The 16,337-nt window shown below is 62.2% G+C and carries 13 protein-coding genes and 1 pseudogene; all 14 read left to right on the top strand.

Going from position 1 to position 16,337, the window contains the following annotated elements:
- Nucleotides 1-126 precede the first annotated feature (126 nt).
- On the top strand, nt 127-567 hold the full coding sequence (gene dksA, locus BM382_RS31075; RefSeq protein WP_011063504.1) for an RNA polymerase-binding protein DksA: 441 nt from the start codon (nt 127-129) through the stop codon (nt 565-567).
- Nucleotides 568-705: 138 nt separating this feature from the next.
- On the top strand, nt 706-1,602 hold the full coding sequence (gluQRS, locus tag BM382_RS31070; protein WP_011063505.1) for a tRNA glutamyl-Q(34) synthetase GluQRS: 897 nt from the start codon (nt 706-708) through the stop codon (nt 1,600-1,602).
- Between the two features lie 77 nt (nt 1,603-1,679).
- Entirely contained in the window at nt 1,680-1,856 is a 177-nt protein-coding gene (locus BM382_RS31065; protein WP_003176118.1) for a hypothetical protein, read from the top strand.
- Nucleotides 1,840-4,794 (top strand): sensor histidine kinase, encoded by a 2,955-nt coding sequence (locus BM382_RS31060; protein ID WP_011063507.1) that lies wholly within the window; start codon nt 1,840-1,842, stop codon nt 4,792-4,794. The genes BM382_RS31065 and BM382_RS31060 overlap by 17 nt, the downstream gene beginning before the upstream one ends.
- Before the next feature lie 22 nt (nt 4,795-4,816).
- Nucleotides 4,817-6,244: a sigma-54-dependent transcriptional regulator gene (locus tag BM382_RS31055; RefSeq protein ID WP_011063508.1), complete on the top strand. Its 1,428-nt coding sequence runs from the start codon at nt 4,817-4,819 to the stop codon at nt 6,242-6,244.
- 745 nt (nt 6,245-6,989) lie between these two features.
- The gene (locus BM382_RS31050) at nt 6,990-8,381 is read left to right on the top strand and encodes a polynucleotide adenylyltransferase PcnB (protein ID WP_072445062.1); all 1,392 of its coding nucleotides are present in this window, start codon (nt 6,990-6,992) and stop codon (nt 8,379-8,381) included.
- A 3-nt stretch (nt 8,382-8,384) separates the two neighbouring features.
- Nucleotides 8,385-8,864, top strand: a complete 480-nt coding sequence (gene folK / locus BM382_RS31045) for a 2-amino-4-hydroxy-6-hydroxymethyldihydropteridine diphosphokinase (protein ID WP_011063510.1) — start codon at nt 8,385-8,387, stop codon at nt 8,862-8,864.
- A 394-nt stretch (nt 8,865-9,258) separates the two neighbouring features.
- The gene (gene panB / locus BM382_RS31040) at nt 9,259-10,059 is read left to right on the top strand and encodes a 3-methyl-2-oxobutanoate hydroxymethyltransferase (protein WP_011063511.1); all 801 of its coding nucleotides are present in this window, start codon (nt 9,259-9,261) and stop codon (nt 10,057-10,059) included.
- Nucleotides 10,056-10,916, top strand: a complete 861-nt coding sequence (panC, locus tag BM382_RS31035) for a pantoate--beta-alanine ligase (protein ID WP_072445060.1) — start codon at nt 10,056-10,058, stop codon at nt 10,914-10,916. Before panB ends, panC begins: the two co-directional genes overlap by 4 nt.
- 123 nt (nt 10,917-11,039) lie before the next feature.
- Nucleotides 11,040-11,189, top strand: a pseudogene (locus BM382_RS31030) (aspartate 1-decarboxylase); the annotation flags it as partial.
- 246 nt (nt 11,190-11,435) lie between these two features.
- Complete coding sequence (pgi, locus tag BM382_RS31025) at nt 11,436-13,100, top strand: glucose-6-phosphate isomerase (protein ID WP_011063513.1); 1,665 nt, start codon at nt 11,436-11,438, stop codon at nt 13,098-13,100.
- A 128-nt stretch (nt 13,101-13,228) separates the two neighbouring features.
- Nucleotides 13,229-15,166 (top strand): acetate--CoA ligase, encoded by a 1,938-nt coding sequence (acs, locus tag BM382_RS31020; RefSeq protein ID WP_065363673.1) that lies wholly within the window; start codon nt 13,229-13,231, stop codon nt 15,164-15,166.
- A gap of 53 nt (nt 15,167-15,219) precedes the next feature.
- Nucleotides 15,220-16,086, top strand: a complete 867-nt coding sequence (locus BM382_RS31015; protein ID WP_011063515.1) for an oxygenase MpaB family protein — start codon at nt 15,220-15,222, stop codon at nt 16,084-16,086.
- Nucleotides 16,087-16,245: 159 nt separating this feature from the next.
- Nucleotides 16,246-16,337 (top strand): hypothetical protein (locus BM382_RS32155; protein WP_233447046.1); only part of this gene is annotated, 92 nt, incomplete at its 3' end.

The raw sequence follows: 16,337 nt of genomic DNA, 5'->3' as shown, positions 1-16,337 counted from the left end.
GACAACCGGGAGTAGCGCGCTCTGGTTTGATCTGGTAAGTTCGCCCGCTTGCAGCCGCAGGGCCGGCAAGTGTCGGAGATGGAGCAATCCTGCGCAATGGATTACAAGAGTAGAGGCGGTCCATTCATGCCCACCCAAGCAAAGCAACAGATTCAATCGATCAGCGGTTTTGAACCTTACGTTGAAACTGCGGGCGAAGAGTACATGGGCAAGCCCATGCGCGAGCACTTCACCAAGATCCTGAACAAGTGGAAACAGGACTTGATGCAGGAAGTCGACCGCACTGTTGATCACATGAAAGACGAAGCGGCCAACTTCCCCGACCCGGCTGACCGTGCCAGCCAGGAAGAAGAGTTCAGCCTCGAACTGCGGGCCCGCGATCGCGAGCGCAAGTTGATCAAGAAGATCGACAAGACCCTGCAACTGATCGAAGACGAAGAATACGGCTGGTGCGAATCCTGCGGCGTCGAGATCGGCATCCGCCGGCTGGAAGCCCGCCCAACCGCCGACATGTGCGTCGACTGCAAGACACTGGCGGAAATCAAGGAAAAACAGGTCGGCAAATAATCGCCGGCTGGAACCTGAAACGGAGCGTACCCACGCTCCGTTTTCGTTTCTACCTTCCCTGCAAGAGCAAGCCCGCTCGCCAAAGCGATCCCCCGGCACCATCGTCACCCCGGGGCCAGACGAAGTAACATCCGCTCCATGACTGCCTCCACCTCTTCCTCGTACATCGGGCGCTTCGCCCCCACTCCCAGCGGCTATCTGCATTTCGGCTCTCTGGTTGCCGCGCTTGCCTCCTATCTTGATGCCCGCGCCGTCGGCGGCCGCTGGCTGCTGCGCATGGAGGACCTTGACCCGCCCAGGGAAGAGCCCGGTGCCCAGGCGGCCATTCTCAAGGCTCTGGAAAGCTACGGCTTCGAATGGGACGGGCAGATGATCCGCCAGAGTGATCGCCACGACGCCTATGGCGAAGTCCTCAATCGCCTGTTCCAGCAGGGCCTGGCCTATGCCTGCACCTGTTCGCGCAAACAGCTGGAGCCCTACCATGGCATTTACCCGGGACTGTGCCGCAACCTCGGCCACGCCCAGGACGACGCCGCGATCCGCCTGCGGGTACCCGAACTGGAGTATCGCTTCGTCGACCGGGTCCAGGGCGAATACCGCCAGCACCTGGGCCGGGAAGTGGGGGACTTCGTGATCCGCCGCCGCGATGGTCTCTACGCTTACCAACTGGCCGTGGTGCTCGACGATGCCTGGCAAGGCATCACTGATATCGTGCGCGGCGCCGACCTGCTGGATTCCACACCGCGCCAGCTGTACCTGCAGGAACTGCTGGGCCTTTCCCAGCCCCGCTACTTGCATGTACCGCTGATCACCCAGCCGGACGGGCACAAACTGGGCAAGTCCTACCGCTCGCCCCCGCTGACCGAGGATCAGGCCCCGCCCCTGCTGCTGCGCGCCCTGCGGGCACTGGGCCAGAAACCACCGGCCGACCTCGATGGCGCCAGCGTCGCGCAGATAATGGCCTGGGGCATGGCCCACTGGGATGCCGCCCTGATTCCACGCACACTGAGCGTGCCGGAAGCGCAATTAAGCTGACGCCACTTGCAGCTTGGCGCCCATCCGTTACCATCGCCGCACGTTTTCGGGCACGCACACAATAAAGAGAGGCCGAGATGTACATCTATCGCTTGGTCCTGCTCCTGGTAGTGGGGATCTATCTGTTCTCCCCCGCCATCATGGATTGGTGGATCGATGCTACTGGCGCCTGGTATCGCCCGTATCTGCTCTGGCTGATTCTGATCGTCGTGACCTTCATCCTGCAGAGCCAAAAAGATGCCGATGAGCTTTAGCCTGACCCAGATGATCCTGATCAGCGCCGCCTACCTGGCGGTGCTGTTCGGCGTTGCCTGGATCAGTGAGCGCGGGATGATCCCCCGCTCGATCATTCGCCACCCGCTGACCTACACCCTGTCACTCGGGGTCTATGCCAGCGCCTGGGCGTTCTACGGCACGGTCGGCCTGGCCTACCAGTACGGCTATGGCTTCCTGTCCAGTTACCTGGGGGTTTCCGGGGCCTTCCTGCTGGCACCGGTACTGCTCTACCCGATCCTGAAAATCACCCGCACCTACCAGCTGTCATCCCTGGCCGACCTGTTCGCCTTCCGTTTTCGCAGTACCTGGGCCGGTGCGCTGACCACGATCTTCATGCTGATCGGCGTGCTGCCATTACTGGCGCTGCAGATCCAGGCCGTGGCCGACTCCATTGGCATTCTCACCCACGAGCCGGTGCAGCATCGGGTGGCGCTGAGCTTTTGCGCGCTGATCACCTTGTTCACGATCTTCTTCGGCTCGCGGCATATCGCCACCCGGGAAAAACATGAAGGCCTGGTGTTCGCCATTGCCTTTGAATCGGTGATCAAGCTGATCGCCATTGGCGGTGTCGGCCTGTACGCGCTGTACGGGGTATTCGACGGCCCGCAGCAACTGGAACTCTGGCTGCTGCAGAACCAGACTGCCCTTGCCGCACTGCATACACCCCTTCAGGAAGGCCCGTGGCGCACCCTGCTACTGGTGTTCTTCGCCTCGGCGATCGTCATGCCGCACATGTACCACATGACCTTTACCGAGAACCTCAACCCTCGCGCCCTGGTCAGCGCCAGTTGGGGGCTGCCGCTGTTCCTGCTGCTGATGAGCCTGGCAGTGCCGCTGATTCTCTGGGCCGGCCTCAAGCTCGGCGCTACCACCAACCCGGAATACTTCACCCTGGGCATCGGCATCGCCGCCAACAGCCCGGCCCTGGCTCTGCTGGCCTATGTCGGCGGGCTGTCGGCCGCCAGCGGCCTGATCATCGTCACCACCCTGGCGCTCTCGGGGATGGCCCTGAACCACCTGGTGCTGCCGCTCTACCAGCCGCCGGCGGAGGGCAACATCTACCGCTGGCTGAAGTGGACCCGCCGCGCCCTGATCGTCGCCATTATCATGGCCGGCTACGCCTTCTACCTGCTGCTGGGCGCCGAGCAGGACCTGGCCAACCTGGGGATCGTGGCCTTCGTCGCCACCCTGCAATTTCTTCCGGGCGTGCTGTCGGTACTGTACTGGCCAACCGCCAACCGTCGGGGCTTCATCGCCGGCCTGCTGGCGGGGATCCTGGTGTGGCTGGTGACCATGCTGCTGCCTTTGATCGGCAACCTGCAGGGTTTCTACATCCCGCTGCTGAACATGATCTACGTCCTGGACGACACCAGTTGGCATATGGCGGCCATCGCCTCGCTGGCGGCCAACGTCCTGATGTTCACCCTGATCTCGCTGTTCACCAATGCCAGCACCGAGGAGGCCAGCGCCGCCGAAGCCTGTGCCGTGGACAACGTGCGCCGTCCGCAGCGCCGGGAACTGCACGCCGCCTCGCCCCAGGAGTTCGCCACCCAACTGGCCAAGCCGCTGGGGGCCAAGGCAGCCCAGAAGGAAGTGGAGCAGGCCCTGCGTGATCTGTATCTGCCCTTTGACGAACGCCGACCTTACGCCCTGCGGCGCCTGCGCGACCGCATCGAAGCCAACCTGTCCGGGTTGATGGGCCCCAGCGTCGCCCAGGACATGGTGGAAACCTTCCTGCCCTACAAGGCCGGTGGAGAAAACTACGTCACCGAGGACATCCACTTCATCGAAAGCCGGCTGGAGGACTACCACTCACGCCTCACCGGCCTGGCCGCCGAGCTCGATGCACTGCGCCGCTATCACCGGCAAACCCTGCAAGAGCTGCCGATGGGAGTCTGCTCCCTGGCCAAGGACCAGGAGATCCTCATGTGGAACAAGGCCATGGAGGAGCTCACAGGCATACCAGCCCAGCACGTGGTGGGCTCACGCCTGAGCACCATTACCAACCCGTGGAAGGACCTGCTGCAGGGCTTTATCAACCTGCCGGACGAACACTTGCACAAACAGCACCTGGCCCTCGATGGCCAGACCCGCTGGCTGAACCTGCACAAGGCCGCCATCGATGAGCCTCTGGCCCCGGGCAACAGCGGCCTGGTACTGCTGGTGGAAGACCTGACCGAAACCCAGACCCTGGAAGACAAGCTGGTGCACTCCGAACGCCTGGCCAGCATCGGGCGCCTGGCGGCCGGGGTGGCCCATGAGATCGGCAACCCGATTACCGGCATCGCCTGCCTGGCGCAGAACCTGCGCGAAGAACGGGAAGAGGACGGCGAACTGACGGAAATCAGCGAGCAGATCCTCGAACAGACCAAACGCATCTCGCGCATCGTCCAGTCGCTGATGAGCTTCGCCCACGCCGGCAGCCATCAGCACAACGACGAGGCGGTGTGCCTGGCCGAAGTGGCCCAGGACGCCATTGGCCTGCTAGCGTTGAACCGGCGCAATTTCGAGGTGCAGTTCTTCAACCTGTGCGATCCCGACCACTGGGTCGACGGTGATCCCCAGCGCCTTGCCCAGGTACTGATCAACCTCCTTTCCAACGCCCGCGACGCCTCCCCTCCTGGCAGCGCGGTACGCGTCAAGAGCGAGGCTTTCGAGCACACGGTCGACCTGATCGTGGAGGACGAAGGCAGCGGCATTCCGAAGAACATCATGGACCGATTGTTCGAACCGTTTTTCACCACCAAGGACCCTGGGGAAGGCACCGGTCTGGGCCTTGCACTGGTCTATTCCATCGTTGAAGAGCATTATGGACAAATCACCATCGACAGCCCGGCCGATCCTCAAAGCCAACGCGGCACCCGTATCCGGGTGACTTTACCGCGTCATGTCGAAGCGACGTCCGCTGTGAACTGAGACCGTCGAGAGAATTGAATCAATGCCGCATATTCTGATCGTCGAAGACGAAACCATTATCCGCTCCGCCCTGCGCCGCCTGCTGGAACGCAACCAGTACCAGGTCAGCGAAGCCGGCTCAGTGCAGGAGGCACAGGAACGCTTCAGCATTCCCACTTTCGATCTGATCGTCAGTGACTTGCGCCTGCCAGGCGCCCCGGGCACCGAATTGATCAAGCTCGGCCAGGGCACTCCGGTGCTGATCATGACCAGCTACGCCAGCCTGCGCTCAGCCGTGGACTCGATGAAAATGGGCGCGGTGGACTACATCGCCAAGCCGTTCGATCACGATGAAATGCTCCAGGCCGTGGCGCGGATCCTGCGGGATCGGCAAAGCGCCGAAAATGCCCCGCCAGACCGTCCGGCCGCCAAGGCTGGCGCCACTGCGGAGCGGGCCGGTGCGGGCAACAACAATGGCGAAATCGGCATCATCGGTTCCTGCGCTCCCATGCAGGATCTGTACAGCAAGATCCGCAAAGTGGCGCCCACTGACTCCAATGTACTGATTCAGGGTGAATCCGGTACCGGCAAGGAACTGGTAGCCCGGGCCCTGCACAACCTGTCCAAGCGTGCCAAGGCACCGATGATTTCGGTGAACTGCGCAGCCATTCCGGAAACCCTGATCGAGTCCGAACTGTTCGGCCACGAGAAAGGCGCGTTCACCGGGGCCAGCGCCGGCCGTGCCGGCCTGGTAGAAGCTGCGGACGGCGGCACCCTGTTCCTCGACGAGATTGGCGAGCTACCGCTGGAGGCGCAGGCGCGATTGCTGCGAGTACTGCAGGAAGGCGAGATCCGCCGTGTCGGCTCGGTACAGTCACAGAAAGTCGATGTGCGCCTGATTGCAGCCACTCACCGCGACCTGAAAAGCCTGTCGAAAATAGGCCAGTTCCGTGAAGACCTGTACTACCGCCTGCACGTGATTGCCCTGAAACTGCCGGCCCTGCGTGAGCGCGGTGCAGACGTCAATGAAATTGCCAATGCCTTTCTGGCCCGCCAGAGCGCACGCGTCGGCCGCACGGACCTTAAGTTCGCCGCCGATGCAGAACAGGCCATCCGCCATTACTCCTGGCCGGGGAACGTGCGCGAACTGGAGAACGCTGTCGAGCGTGCGGTCATTCTGTGCGAAAGCCCGGAAATCTCGGCCGACCTGCTGGGCATCGACATCGAACTGAGCGACCTGGAAGACGACGACTTCGTCGGCCTGCCCCCACAAGCGGGTAACACCAGCCACGAACCGACCGAAGACCTGTCCCTGGAGGACTACTTCCAGCACTTCGTCCTCGAACACCAGGACCACATGACCGAGACCGAGCTGGCACGCAAACTGGGCGTCAGCCGCAAGTGCCTGTGGGAACGTCGTCAGCGCCTGGGCATCCCACGGCGCAAGAGTGGGGTCGCCAGCGAAAGCTGAACCACGGCTGACGAAAACGCGGGTAACACTCGCTTTTGTGAAAAAAACTGTTACCTGCTCCATCGCACGTAACAGGAACCGGGGCTAAAGGTAACGAAGCCCCGGTTTTTTTTGCCCTGAAAAACACCCAACGGCACGCCTAACCCCTTGTTTTACTGGGGATCGCAAAAGTTGGCACGGCACCTGCTATATGTTTGGTACAAGAACAATAACAAGCAATGCACAAGACAATAAAAATAAGACGAATCGACTCACGCATAATAAAAACAACACGGCGGAGGCGCAGCTAACTGATTCTTTTGGAGAGGCGTTGTATTTGGGGCTTGCCCCACAACCAGGCCGAGAACAACAAAAACTGCCCTAAGGCAGAGCCTGAACTGGTTGGATCGAAAGGTCATTGCAACTCAGCGATCAAAGCAATCCGTTTGCTCTTGGCTCCCGATTGGGAGGGTCATCCTGGGTAAACCAGATGACAAGGGCGTTTAACAAAAACAAGAAGCCCGAAACCAATAATAAAAATAGAGCACGCAACTATTCTGGGGGAGCTTCGGCTCCCCTTGTGGTTTCCGGAATTCGTGTTTTCACTCCCCCGCCCCCCATCCAACCTCGCCAAACCGCAGCTCAGCGCCAGCCTGTACAAGTTGCGGCAGCTTCCTACACCATCCTTCGACTAAATGCTAGAATCCCCGCCCATCATGCGGCCACTCTTCGTTTTGGCCGAATATTCCTTCAAACAGTGCATCCCATGCTGAAGAAGCTGTTCCAGTCATTCCGTTCTCCCTTGCGTCGTACGCAACATAAACGCAGCACGCCTGAAGTGCTCAATAGCAGCCAGCATTCGCTGCAACGTGCCCAGTTCAGCCGGTATGCGGTGAATATCGTCGAACGCCTGCAGAACGCCGGCTACCAGGCCTACCTGGTGGGTGGCTGCGTGCGCGACATGCTGCTCAATATCACCCCCAAGGACTTCGACGTCGCCACCAGCGCCACGCCGGAACAGGTCAAGGCCGAGTTCCGTAACGCGCGCATCATTGGCCGGCGTTTCAAGCTGGTGCACATCCACTTCGGTCGCGAAATCATCGAAGTTGCGACTTTCCGCGCCAATCACCCGCAAAACGAAGACGACGAGGACAGTAACCAGTCATCGCGCAACGAAAGCGGGCGGATCCTGCGGGACAACGTCTATGGCACCCTGGAAGAGGACGCGCAACGTCGCGACTTCACCATCAATGCCCTGTACTACGATCCGGTCAGCGAACGCATTCTCGATTACGCCAATGGCGTACACGACATTCGCAACAACCTGATCCGCCTGATCGGCGATCCTCGCCAGCGTTATCAGGAAGACCCGGTACGTATGCTTCGGGCAGTACGCTTTGCAGCGAAACTGAACTTCGGCATCGAGAAACACACCGCCGCACCCATTCGCGAACTGGCACCGATGCTGCGGGAAATCCCCTCGGCGCGCCTGTTCGAAGAAGTGCTCAAGCTGTTCCTCTCCGGCTACGCGGCGGACACCTTCGAAATGCTGGTGGACCTGCAACTGTTCGACCCGTTGTTCCCGGCCAGCGCCGAAGCCCTGGAGTACAACCCGACCTACACCCATACGCTGATCAGCGAAGCCTTGGTCAACACCGACCTGCGGATCAAGCAGAACAAGCCGGTGACCCCAGCCTTCCTGTTCGCCGCCCTGCTCTGGCCAGCCCTGCCGGCCCGGGTGCTGCGCCTGCAGGAGCGTGGCATGCCGCCGATTCCGGCCATGCAGGAAGCCGCCCACGAGCTGATCGCCGAACAGTGCCAGCGCATCGCTATTCCCAAGCGTTTCACCATGCCGATCCGCGAAATCTGGGATATGCAGGAACGCCTGCCACGGCGCAGCGGCAAGCGCGCCGACCAGTTGCTGGACAATCCGCGCTTCCGCGCCGGCTACGACTTCCTGCTGCTGCGCGAAAGCGCCGGCGAGCAGACCGATGGCCTGGGAGAATGGTGGACCGACTATCAGGACGCCAATGACGCCGAACGCCGCGACATGATCCGCGACCTCAGCGGCAAGGAAGACTCCAGTGGCGCGCCACGCAAGCGCCGGCGCAGCAGCGGTGCCAAGCGCAAGCGCAGCAGCGGCGCATCGGGCGAGTAATAGATGGAACGCATCTATATCGGCATGGGCAGCAATCTGGCAGCCCCTGAAGCACAACTGCGCAGTGCCATCGAGGCCCTCGCGCAGTTGCCCGAAAGCCGCCTGCACGGCGTATCGGCCTTCTACCAGAGCGACTCATTGCTCCCAGGCCAGCCACGCTATACCAACGCCGTCGCGGCGCTGGACAGCGCGCTGGCGCCGCTAGCCCTGCTGGACGCCTTGCAGGCCATCGAAAACCAGCAAGGCCGCGAGCGAAATGAGCGCTGGGGCCCACGTACCCTGGATCTGGACATCCTGTTGTTCGGCGATCGACTGATCGACGAACCCCGCCTCAAAGTCCCCCATTACCACATGCAGGCGCGCCCCTTCGTGCTCTACCCGTTGGCGGAACTGGCCCCTGCCGACCTGCAACTGGCTGACGGCCGCACCCTGCACGAACTGCTCGCTGCCTGCCCATTTGTCGGCCTGGAACGCCTGGCCTGACCGCTGAAACGCATCAGTAACGGCGGTAACACTGGCAGCGTAACAATGCGGTAACACATCTAATTGACTTCCCGAGTTCTCCTCACGACTATAGGCGTCCCGTTGCCGCCATCACGGCGCTAAAGGGCGCAATTCAAGTGAGGCCGGTTCGCGGCGAGCCCGGGAAACGCCAGGCAGGGGCAGTTGTGCAACGGCGGTGGCACCCGCTGGCATGGCACCTCTTCTGGGCACAGAATGATGGGCCCGACGCCACAGGCGCGACTCCCGCAAGCCCGTTCAAATCGCTTGGAACCAGGCTGTATAAGCACGACAAAAGACCGTGCGCCTGAATAACGAAGAATCACGCGCGTTACTCGCAGTAGTTTCCAAAGCGCCTGAAATGAGGACCCCTTTCATGCCAGATATCACTCTGACCACCCTGCAAAGCCTCAAGCAGAAAGGTGAGAAAATCACCATGCTGACCTGCTACGACGCCACCTTCGCCCACACCTGCTGCGAGGCAGGCGTCGAAGTCCTGCTGGTAGGCGACTCCTTGGGCATGGTGCTGCAAGGACACGACAGCACCCTGCCCGTCAGCACCGCTGACATGGCCTATCACGTCGCGGCGGTCAAGCGCGGCAACAACGGGGCACTGATCCTGGCCGACCTGCCATTCATGTCCTACGCCACCACTGAACAGGCCCTGAGCAGTTCGGCCCAGCTGATGCAGGCCGGCGCCCATATGCTCAAGATCGAAGGCGCAGCCTGGCTGGCCGAGCCGGTGCGCCTGCTGAACGAGCGTGGAGTGCCGGTCTGCGTGCACATGGGGCTGACGCCACAGACCGTGAACGTTCTGGGCGGCTACAAGGTCCAGGGCCGCAATGAAAGCCAGGCACGGCAGATGCGTGCCGATGCCATCGCCCTGGAGCAGGCCGGCGCGGCAATGCTGCTGCTGGAGTGCGTGCCCAGCGAGCTGGCGGCGGAAATCACCCAGGCGGTGAAGATCCCGGTAATAGGTATCGGTGCGGGCAATGCTACCGACGGCCAGGTCCTGGTGCTCCACGACATGCTGGGGCTGTCCCTCAGTGGTCGCTCGCCGAAGTTCGTGAAGAACTTCATGGCAGGCAAGGACAGTATCCAGGCCGCCTTGAGCGCCTATGTCGAAGAAGTCAAAGCCGTCACCTTCCCTGGCGCCGAACACGGGTTCTCTGCATGAATACAGTCAAAACCGTGCGCGAATTGCGCGCCGCGGTCGCCCGCGCGCGCAGTGAGGGCAAGCGGATCGGCTTCGTGCCCACCATGGGCAACCTGCACAGTGGCCACGCCGCCCTGGTGGCCAAAGCCGCCCAGCGGGTGGACTTCGTGGTCGCCAGCATCTTCGTCAACCCACTGCAGTTCGGTGCCGGCGAAGACCTGGACAAGTACCCACGCACCCTCGCCGCCGACCAGGAAAAATTGCTGGAAGCCGGTTGCCACCTGCTGTTTGCCCCCACCGTCGAAGAAATGTACCCCGACGGCATGGCCGGGCAGACCCGGGTCAGCGTTCCCCAGCTGTCCGAAGGCCTGTGCGGCGCCAGCCGTCCCGGGCATTTCGAAGGCGTGGCTACAGTGGTCAGCAAGCTGTTCAACATGGTCCAGCCCGATCTCGCGGTGTTTGGCCAGAAGGACTACCAACAGTTGGCAGTGATTCGGGCCCTGGTGCACGACCTGAACATGCCGATCCAGATCATCGGTGAGCCAACGGTACGTGCCGCCGACGGCCTCGCCCTGTCGTCGCGCAACGGCTACCTGAGCGAAGAGCAGCGCGCTATCGCCCCGGTGCTGTACCGCAGCCTGAGCCAGATTGCCCAGGCCATCAGGAGCGGCGAACGCGACTATCCCAAGCTTGTGGCCGAACAACAGCAGCAGCTTGAAGCCGCCGGTCTGCGCCGTGACTACCTGGAAATCCGCCAGGCACAGAACCTGCGTCCAGCCACCGCGCAAGACCGTGAACTGGTGATTCTTGTGGCAGCCTATCTGGGCGCGACACGGTTGATCGACAACCTGCACCTGGACCTCGACACACCGGCATGAACGCCCGATTGCCCGAACTCCAACCTTCGGGCAAACTGCCGCCGGCTGGGGCCTGCAGCCCATGACTGCGGGCCCCGTTCAAGGATCCGCCCCAGGGAACCCCCCATGTACACCATCATGTTCAAGGCCAAGGTCGGTGATCGAGCGACCCTCTGTACCTATGCTCCCTGCAGTGAAGCCGAACTGCTCGGTTTCAAGCCGCGCATGCTGCATATGGCCCCTGGCAATGAGCAGAGCCTTACCAGCCCTGCGATTGCGGATCAGGTCGCCTGACGCTTCCCCCTATTTCTACCCATTGAAAGCCCGAATCCAGACCAGGCAGGCTCGCTGAGTACAAAATAGTACTGGCCACCAGTCGGACAAAGCCAAGACAGAACAGCACGCCGGGGTTACTGTTATCCCCCCGAGTGATTAAACGTATCAGCACAGGGCCGGCCCAACGGGTCCTTGAGACCGCGCAGGACGTTCCGGGCTTTTCAGTGTCCAAAAGGCAGTTCAAGCAAAAGGAAAACCGCAGCGATGGCGTACTACCGCACTCCTCATGACGTTACCGCTCTGCCCGCCTGGCAAGCGTTGAAAGACCACCGCCAAGCCATGCAGGATTTCAGCATGCGCGAGGCGTTCAATGCCGATCCGCAGCGCTTCAGCCAATTCACCCTGAGCAGCTGCGGGCTGTTTCTCGACTATTCGAAGAACCTGATCACCAGCGAAACCCGCGACCTGCTGGTGAACCTGGCCAAGGAAGTCGGCCTCTCAGACGCCATCAAGTCCATGATCACCGGCGAACTGGTCAACGCTTCCGAAGGCCGCCCGGCCTTGCACACCGCACTGCGCCGCCCGGTGGGCGACAAGCTGTCGGTGAACGGTGTCAACGTGATGCCCGAAGTGCACAAGGTACTGAACCAGATCACCGAGCTGGTGGGCCGCATCCACGACGGCCTGTGGCGCGGCTACACCGAGAAGCCCATCACCGACGTGGTGAACATCGGCATCGGCGGCTCCTTCCTCGGCCCGGAGCTGGTTTCCGAAGCGCTGTTGTCCTACGCCCAGAAAGGCGTGCGCTGCCATTACCTGGCGAACATCGATGGCAGCGAGTTCCATGAGCTTTCTGCGAAAATCCGGGCAGAAACTACGCTATTCATCGTTTCCTCCAAGTCTTTCAATACCCTCGAAACCCTGAAGAACGCCCAGGCAGCACGGGCCTGGTACCTAGCCCAGGGCGGCTCGGAGGCCGAACTGCACCGCCACTTCATCGCCGTGTCGAGCAACAATGCGGCGGCAGTGGCCTTCGGCATTCGCGAAGAGAACATCTTCCCGATGTGGGACTGGGTCGGCGGGCGCTACTCGCTGTGGTCCGCCATCGGCCTGCCGATCGCCCTGGCCATCGGCATGTCCAACTTCAAGGAGCTGCTGTCCGGTGCCTACACCATGGACCAGCATTTCCAGAGCGCCCCATTCGAACAGAACATGCCGGTGCTGCTGGCTCTGCTGGGCGTGTGGTACGGCAATTTCTGGGGCGCGCAGAGCCACGCGATCCTGCCGTACGACCACTACCTGCGCAACATCACCAAGCACTTGCAACAATTGGACATGGAATCCAACGGCAAGAGCGTGCGCCAGGACGGTACTCCGGTGGCCACCGATACCGGCCCGGTGATCTGGGGCGGCGTGGGCTGCAACGGCCAGCATGCCTACCACCAGTTGTTGCACCAGGGCACCCAGTTGATTCCGGCCGACTTCATCGTGCCGATCGTCAGCTTCAACCCGGTGGCCGACCACCATCAGTGGCTGTACGCCAACTGCCTGTCCCAGAGCCAGGCACTGATGCTGGGCAAGACCCGCGCCGAAGCCGAGAGCGAACTGCGCGAGAAAGGCCTGAGCGAAGCCGAAATCGCGAAACTGGCACCGCACAAGGTGATTCCCGGCAACCGTCCGAGCAACACCCTGGTGGTGGAGCGCATCAGCCCGCGGCGCCTTGGCGCACTGGTGGCGCTGTATGAACACAAGGTCTTCGTGCAAAGCGTGGTCTGGGGCATCAACGCCTTCGACCAGTGGGGCGTGGAGCTGGGCAAGGAGCTGGGCAAAGGCGTCTACAACCGCCTGGTCGGCAGCGACGAAACCCTGGCCGACGACGCATCGACCCAAGGCCTGATCAACTACTTCCGCGGCCGTCACCGCGGCTGATCGACCCTGTCACCCCAGGAGCCGGCCACACCGGCTCCTGTCCGGGCCCCGGCCCTTCCCCACTTGAACCTTCCCGGCACTTGTGCGCACCCTTATGACTTGTCGCAAAACAAGAATAAGGAACCGTCATGTTCGATATCAGCACTTTTCCGAAAGCCGATGCCGTCCGCCGGGCGGCACAAATGAGCCAGGACGACTACCACCACCTCTACCGCCAGTCCATTGAGCAACCGGACCAGTTCTGGGCCGAGCAGGCCAGGCGCTTCCTGCACTGGAGCAGCCCCTGGGACAGCGTCCACAGCCACGACATGCGCACCGGCGAGGCCAACTGGTTTCGCGGTGGCCAACTCAACGTCAGCTACAACTGCATCGACCGTCATCTGGAAAAACGCGGCAATCAGGCGGCGATCATCTGGGAAGGTGACAACCCGGCAGACTCCCAGCGCATCACCTACCAGGAACTCCACGACCGGGTCTGCCGCCTGGCCAACGTGCTGAAAAGCCGTGGCGTGAAGAAGGGCGACCGGGTGTGCATCTACATGCCGATGATTCCCGAAGTGGCCTACGCCATGCTCGCCTGTACCCGAATCGGCGCGGTGCATTCGGTGGTGTTCGGCGGTTTTTCGCCGGAGGCCCTGCGCGACCGCATTCTCAACGCCGACTGCCGCACCGTGATCACCGCCGATGAAGGCGTGCGCGGCGGCAAACTGATTCCGCTGAAGAGCAACGTCGACAAGGCCCTGCTCAGTTGCCCGGATGTCAGCAGCGTGCTGGTGGTCGAACGCACCCGCAACCCGGTGAACTGGGTGCCAGATCGCGACATTCCCTATGAACAGGCCGTGGCTGGCGCCAGCAACCAATGCGCCCCCGAGCCGATGGACGCCGAAGACCCGCTGTTCATCCTCTACACCTCCGGCAGCACCGGCAAACCCAAGGGCGTGCTGCACACCACCGGCGGCTACCTGCTACAGGCCGCCATGACCTTCAAGTACGTGCTGGACTACCGCGACGGCGAAGTCTTCTGGTGCACCGCCGACGTCGGCTGGGTCACCGGCCACAGCTACATCCTCTACGGCCCCCTGGCCAACGGCGCGACCACGCTGATCTTCGAAGGCGTGCCCAACTACCCCAGCACCTCGCGTTTCTGGGAGGTGGTGGACAAGCATCAGGTGAACATCTTCTACACCGCGCCCACCGCTCTGCGTGCCCTGATGCGCGAAGGCAGCGCCCCGCTACAGAACACCTCCCGCGCCAGCCTGCGCTTGCTCGGCAGCGTCGGCGAGCCAATCAACCCGGAAGCCTGGGAGTGGTATTTCAACGTGGTCGGCGAACAACGCTGCCCGATTGTCGATACCTGGTGGCAGACCGAAACCGGCGGCATCATGCTCAGCCCCCTGGTCAGCGCCCGGCAGATCAAGCCCGGATGCGCCTCGACCCCGATGTTCGGCGTACAACCGGTGCTGCTGGACGACCAGGGCAAGGAAATCCATGGGGCAGGCAGCGGCATCCTGGCAATCAAGGCCAGTTGGCCGGCGCAGATCCGTAGCGTCTATGGCGATCCCAAGCGCATGGTCGAAACCTATTTCGCTCCCTACCCCGGCTATTACTTCACCGGTGATGGTGCCCGGCGCGACGAGGATGGCAGCTACTGGATCACCGGGCGCATCGACGACGTGATCAACGTTTCCGGGCACCGCATCGGCACCGCCGAAGTGGAAAGCGCCCTGGTGCTGCACGACAGCATCGCCGAAGCGGCGGTGGTCGGTTACCCCCATGATCTCAAGGGCCAGGGAATCTATGCCTTCGTCACACCGATGCAGGGCGTCGAGCCCGACGAGGCACTGAAGAAGGAACTGCTGGCCCTGGTCAGCCGCGAGATCGGCAGTTTCGCCAAGCCGGAGCTGATCCAGTGGGCTCCGGCCCTGCCGAAAACTCGCTCGGGCAAGATCATGCGGCGTATCCTGCGCAAGATCGCCTGCAACGAACTGGATACCCTGGGTGACACTTCGACCCTGGCGGACCCCAGCGTGGTGGACGGCCTGATCGACAAACGCCTGAACGTTTGAAACCGGCGCGGCATCCGCCGCGCTTCTTTTTTAAATAGCCACACCGAGCTGTCATGGAATTCATTCGCAGCCGCATCGAAAGCCAGGTCATGAGCCTGTCCGGCCTGTCTCTGGGCCAACTCGACCTGGAACATCCCAAAGGTGACCCCGGCCTGTTCGGGCCGGGGTCCGTCAGTTGGCAGGTGCACGCCGACTTCAGCAGCATGCTGATCGGCGGCATCAGCGCCCTGTTGATGCAGGCCCTGCATCCTTTGGCCTTGGCCGGCGTCTGGGATCACTCGAACTTTCGCCAAGACATGATCGGCCGCCTGCGCCGCACCGGGCAGTTCATCTCCGGCACCACCTTCGGCTCCCGCCAGGACGCCGAATGGCTGATCGACAAGGTACGCAGCATTCACTTGCACATAGTCGGCACCGCCCCCGATGGCCGCCCCTATGCCGCCAGCGACCCCGATCTGCTGACCTGGGTTCACGTGGCTGAGGTCAGCAGCTTTCTTGCCGCGCACTTGCGTTACCTCAACCCTCATCTTTCCGGGGCTGACCAGGATCGCTACTACGACGAGATCGCCCTGATCGCCGAACGCCTGGGAGCCCGGGACGTGCCGCGCTCGCGACGCGCCGTGGCCGACTACCTGCAGGCCATGCGCCCCCAACTGCTCTGCGACCAGCGCAGCCGGGAAGTCCTGCGCCTGCTGCTGGCTGCCCCAGCCCCCAGCCGCCTGGCCAAACCCTTCGGTTCATTGATGATGCAGGCCGGCATCGACCTGCTGCCGGACTGGGCCAGCGCCATGCTCGAGGTCAATCAGAACCCGCTGCAACGCCAACTGATTCGTGCCAGCGTCAAGCGCAGCACGCCGATGCTGCGCTGGGCGGTACGGGACAGTTCCGTGCACCGGGCGAAACGACGCATGGGCCTGTAAAAACCGACCGTTCAAGCACAACCCGACCGGCCGGTTCGCGATTGGCCGGCTCCCGGGGTTGTGTGCAACCATGATTTCGCCAATTTCCAGTGCCTGTGCCGCCCGGCCAACACCCGCACCACGCCACAGGTCCCCGCCACCGAACACAAGGACCCGATCATGCAAGACGTCGTAATCGTTGCCGCCACCCGCACCGCCGTGGGCAGTTTCCAGGGCTCCCTGGCGAACATTCCCGCCGTTGACCTGGGCGC

The organism is Pseudomonas sp. NFPP25 (genome assembly GCF_900116505.1).
Classification (GTDB): Bacteria; Pseudomonadota; Gammaproteobacteria; order Pseudomonadales; family Pseudomonadaceae; genus Aquipseudomonas; species Aquipseudomonas protegens.
Note: the sequence above shows the minus strand (reverse complement) of the source record. Positions and strands in the feature narration are given on the sequence as shown.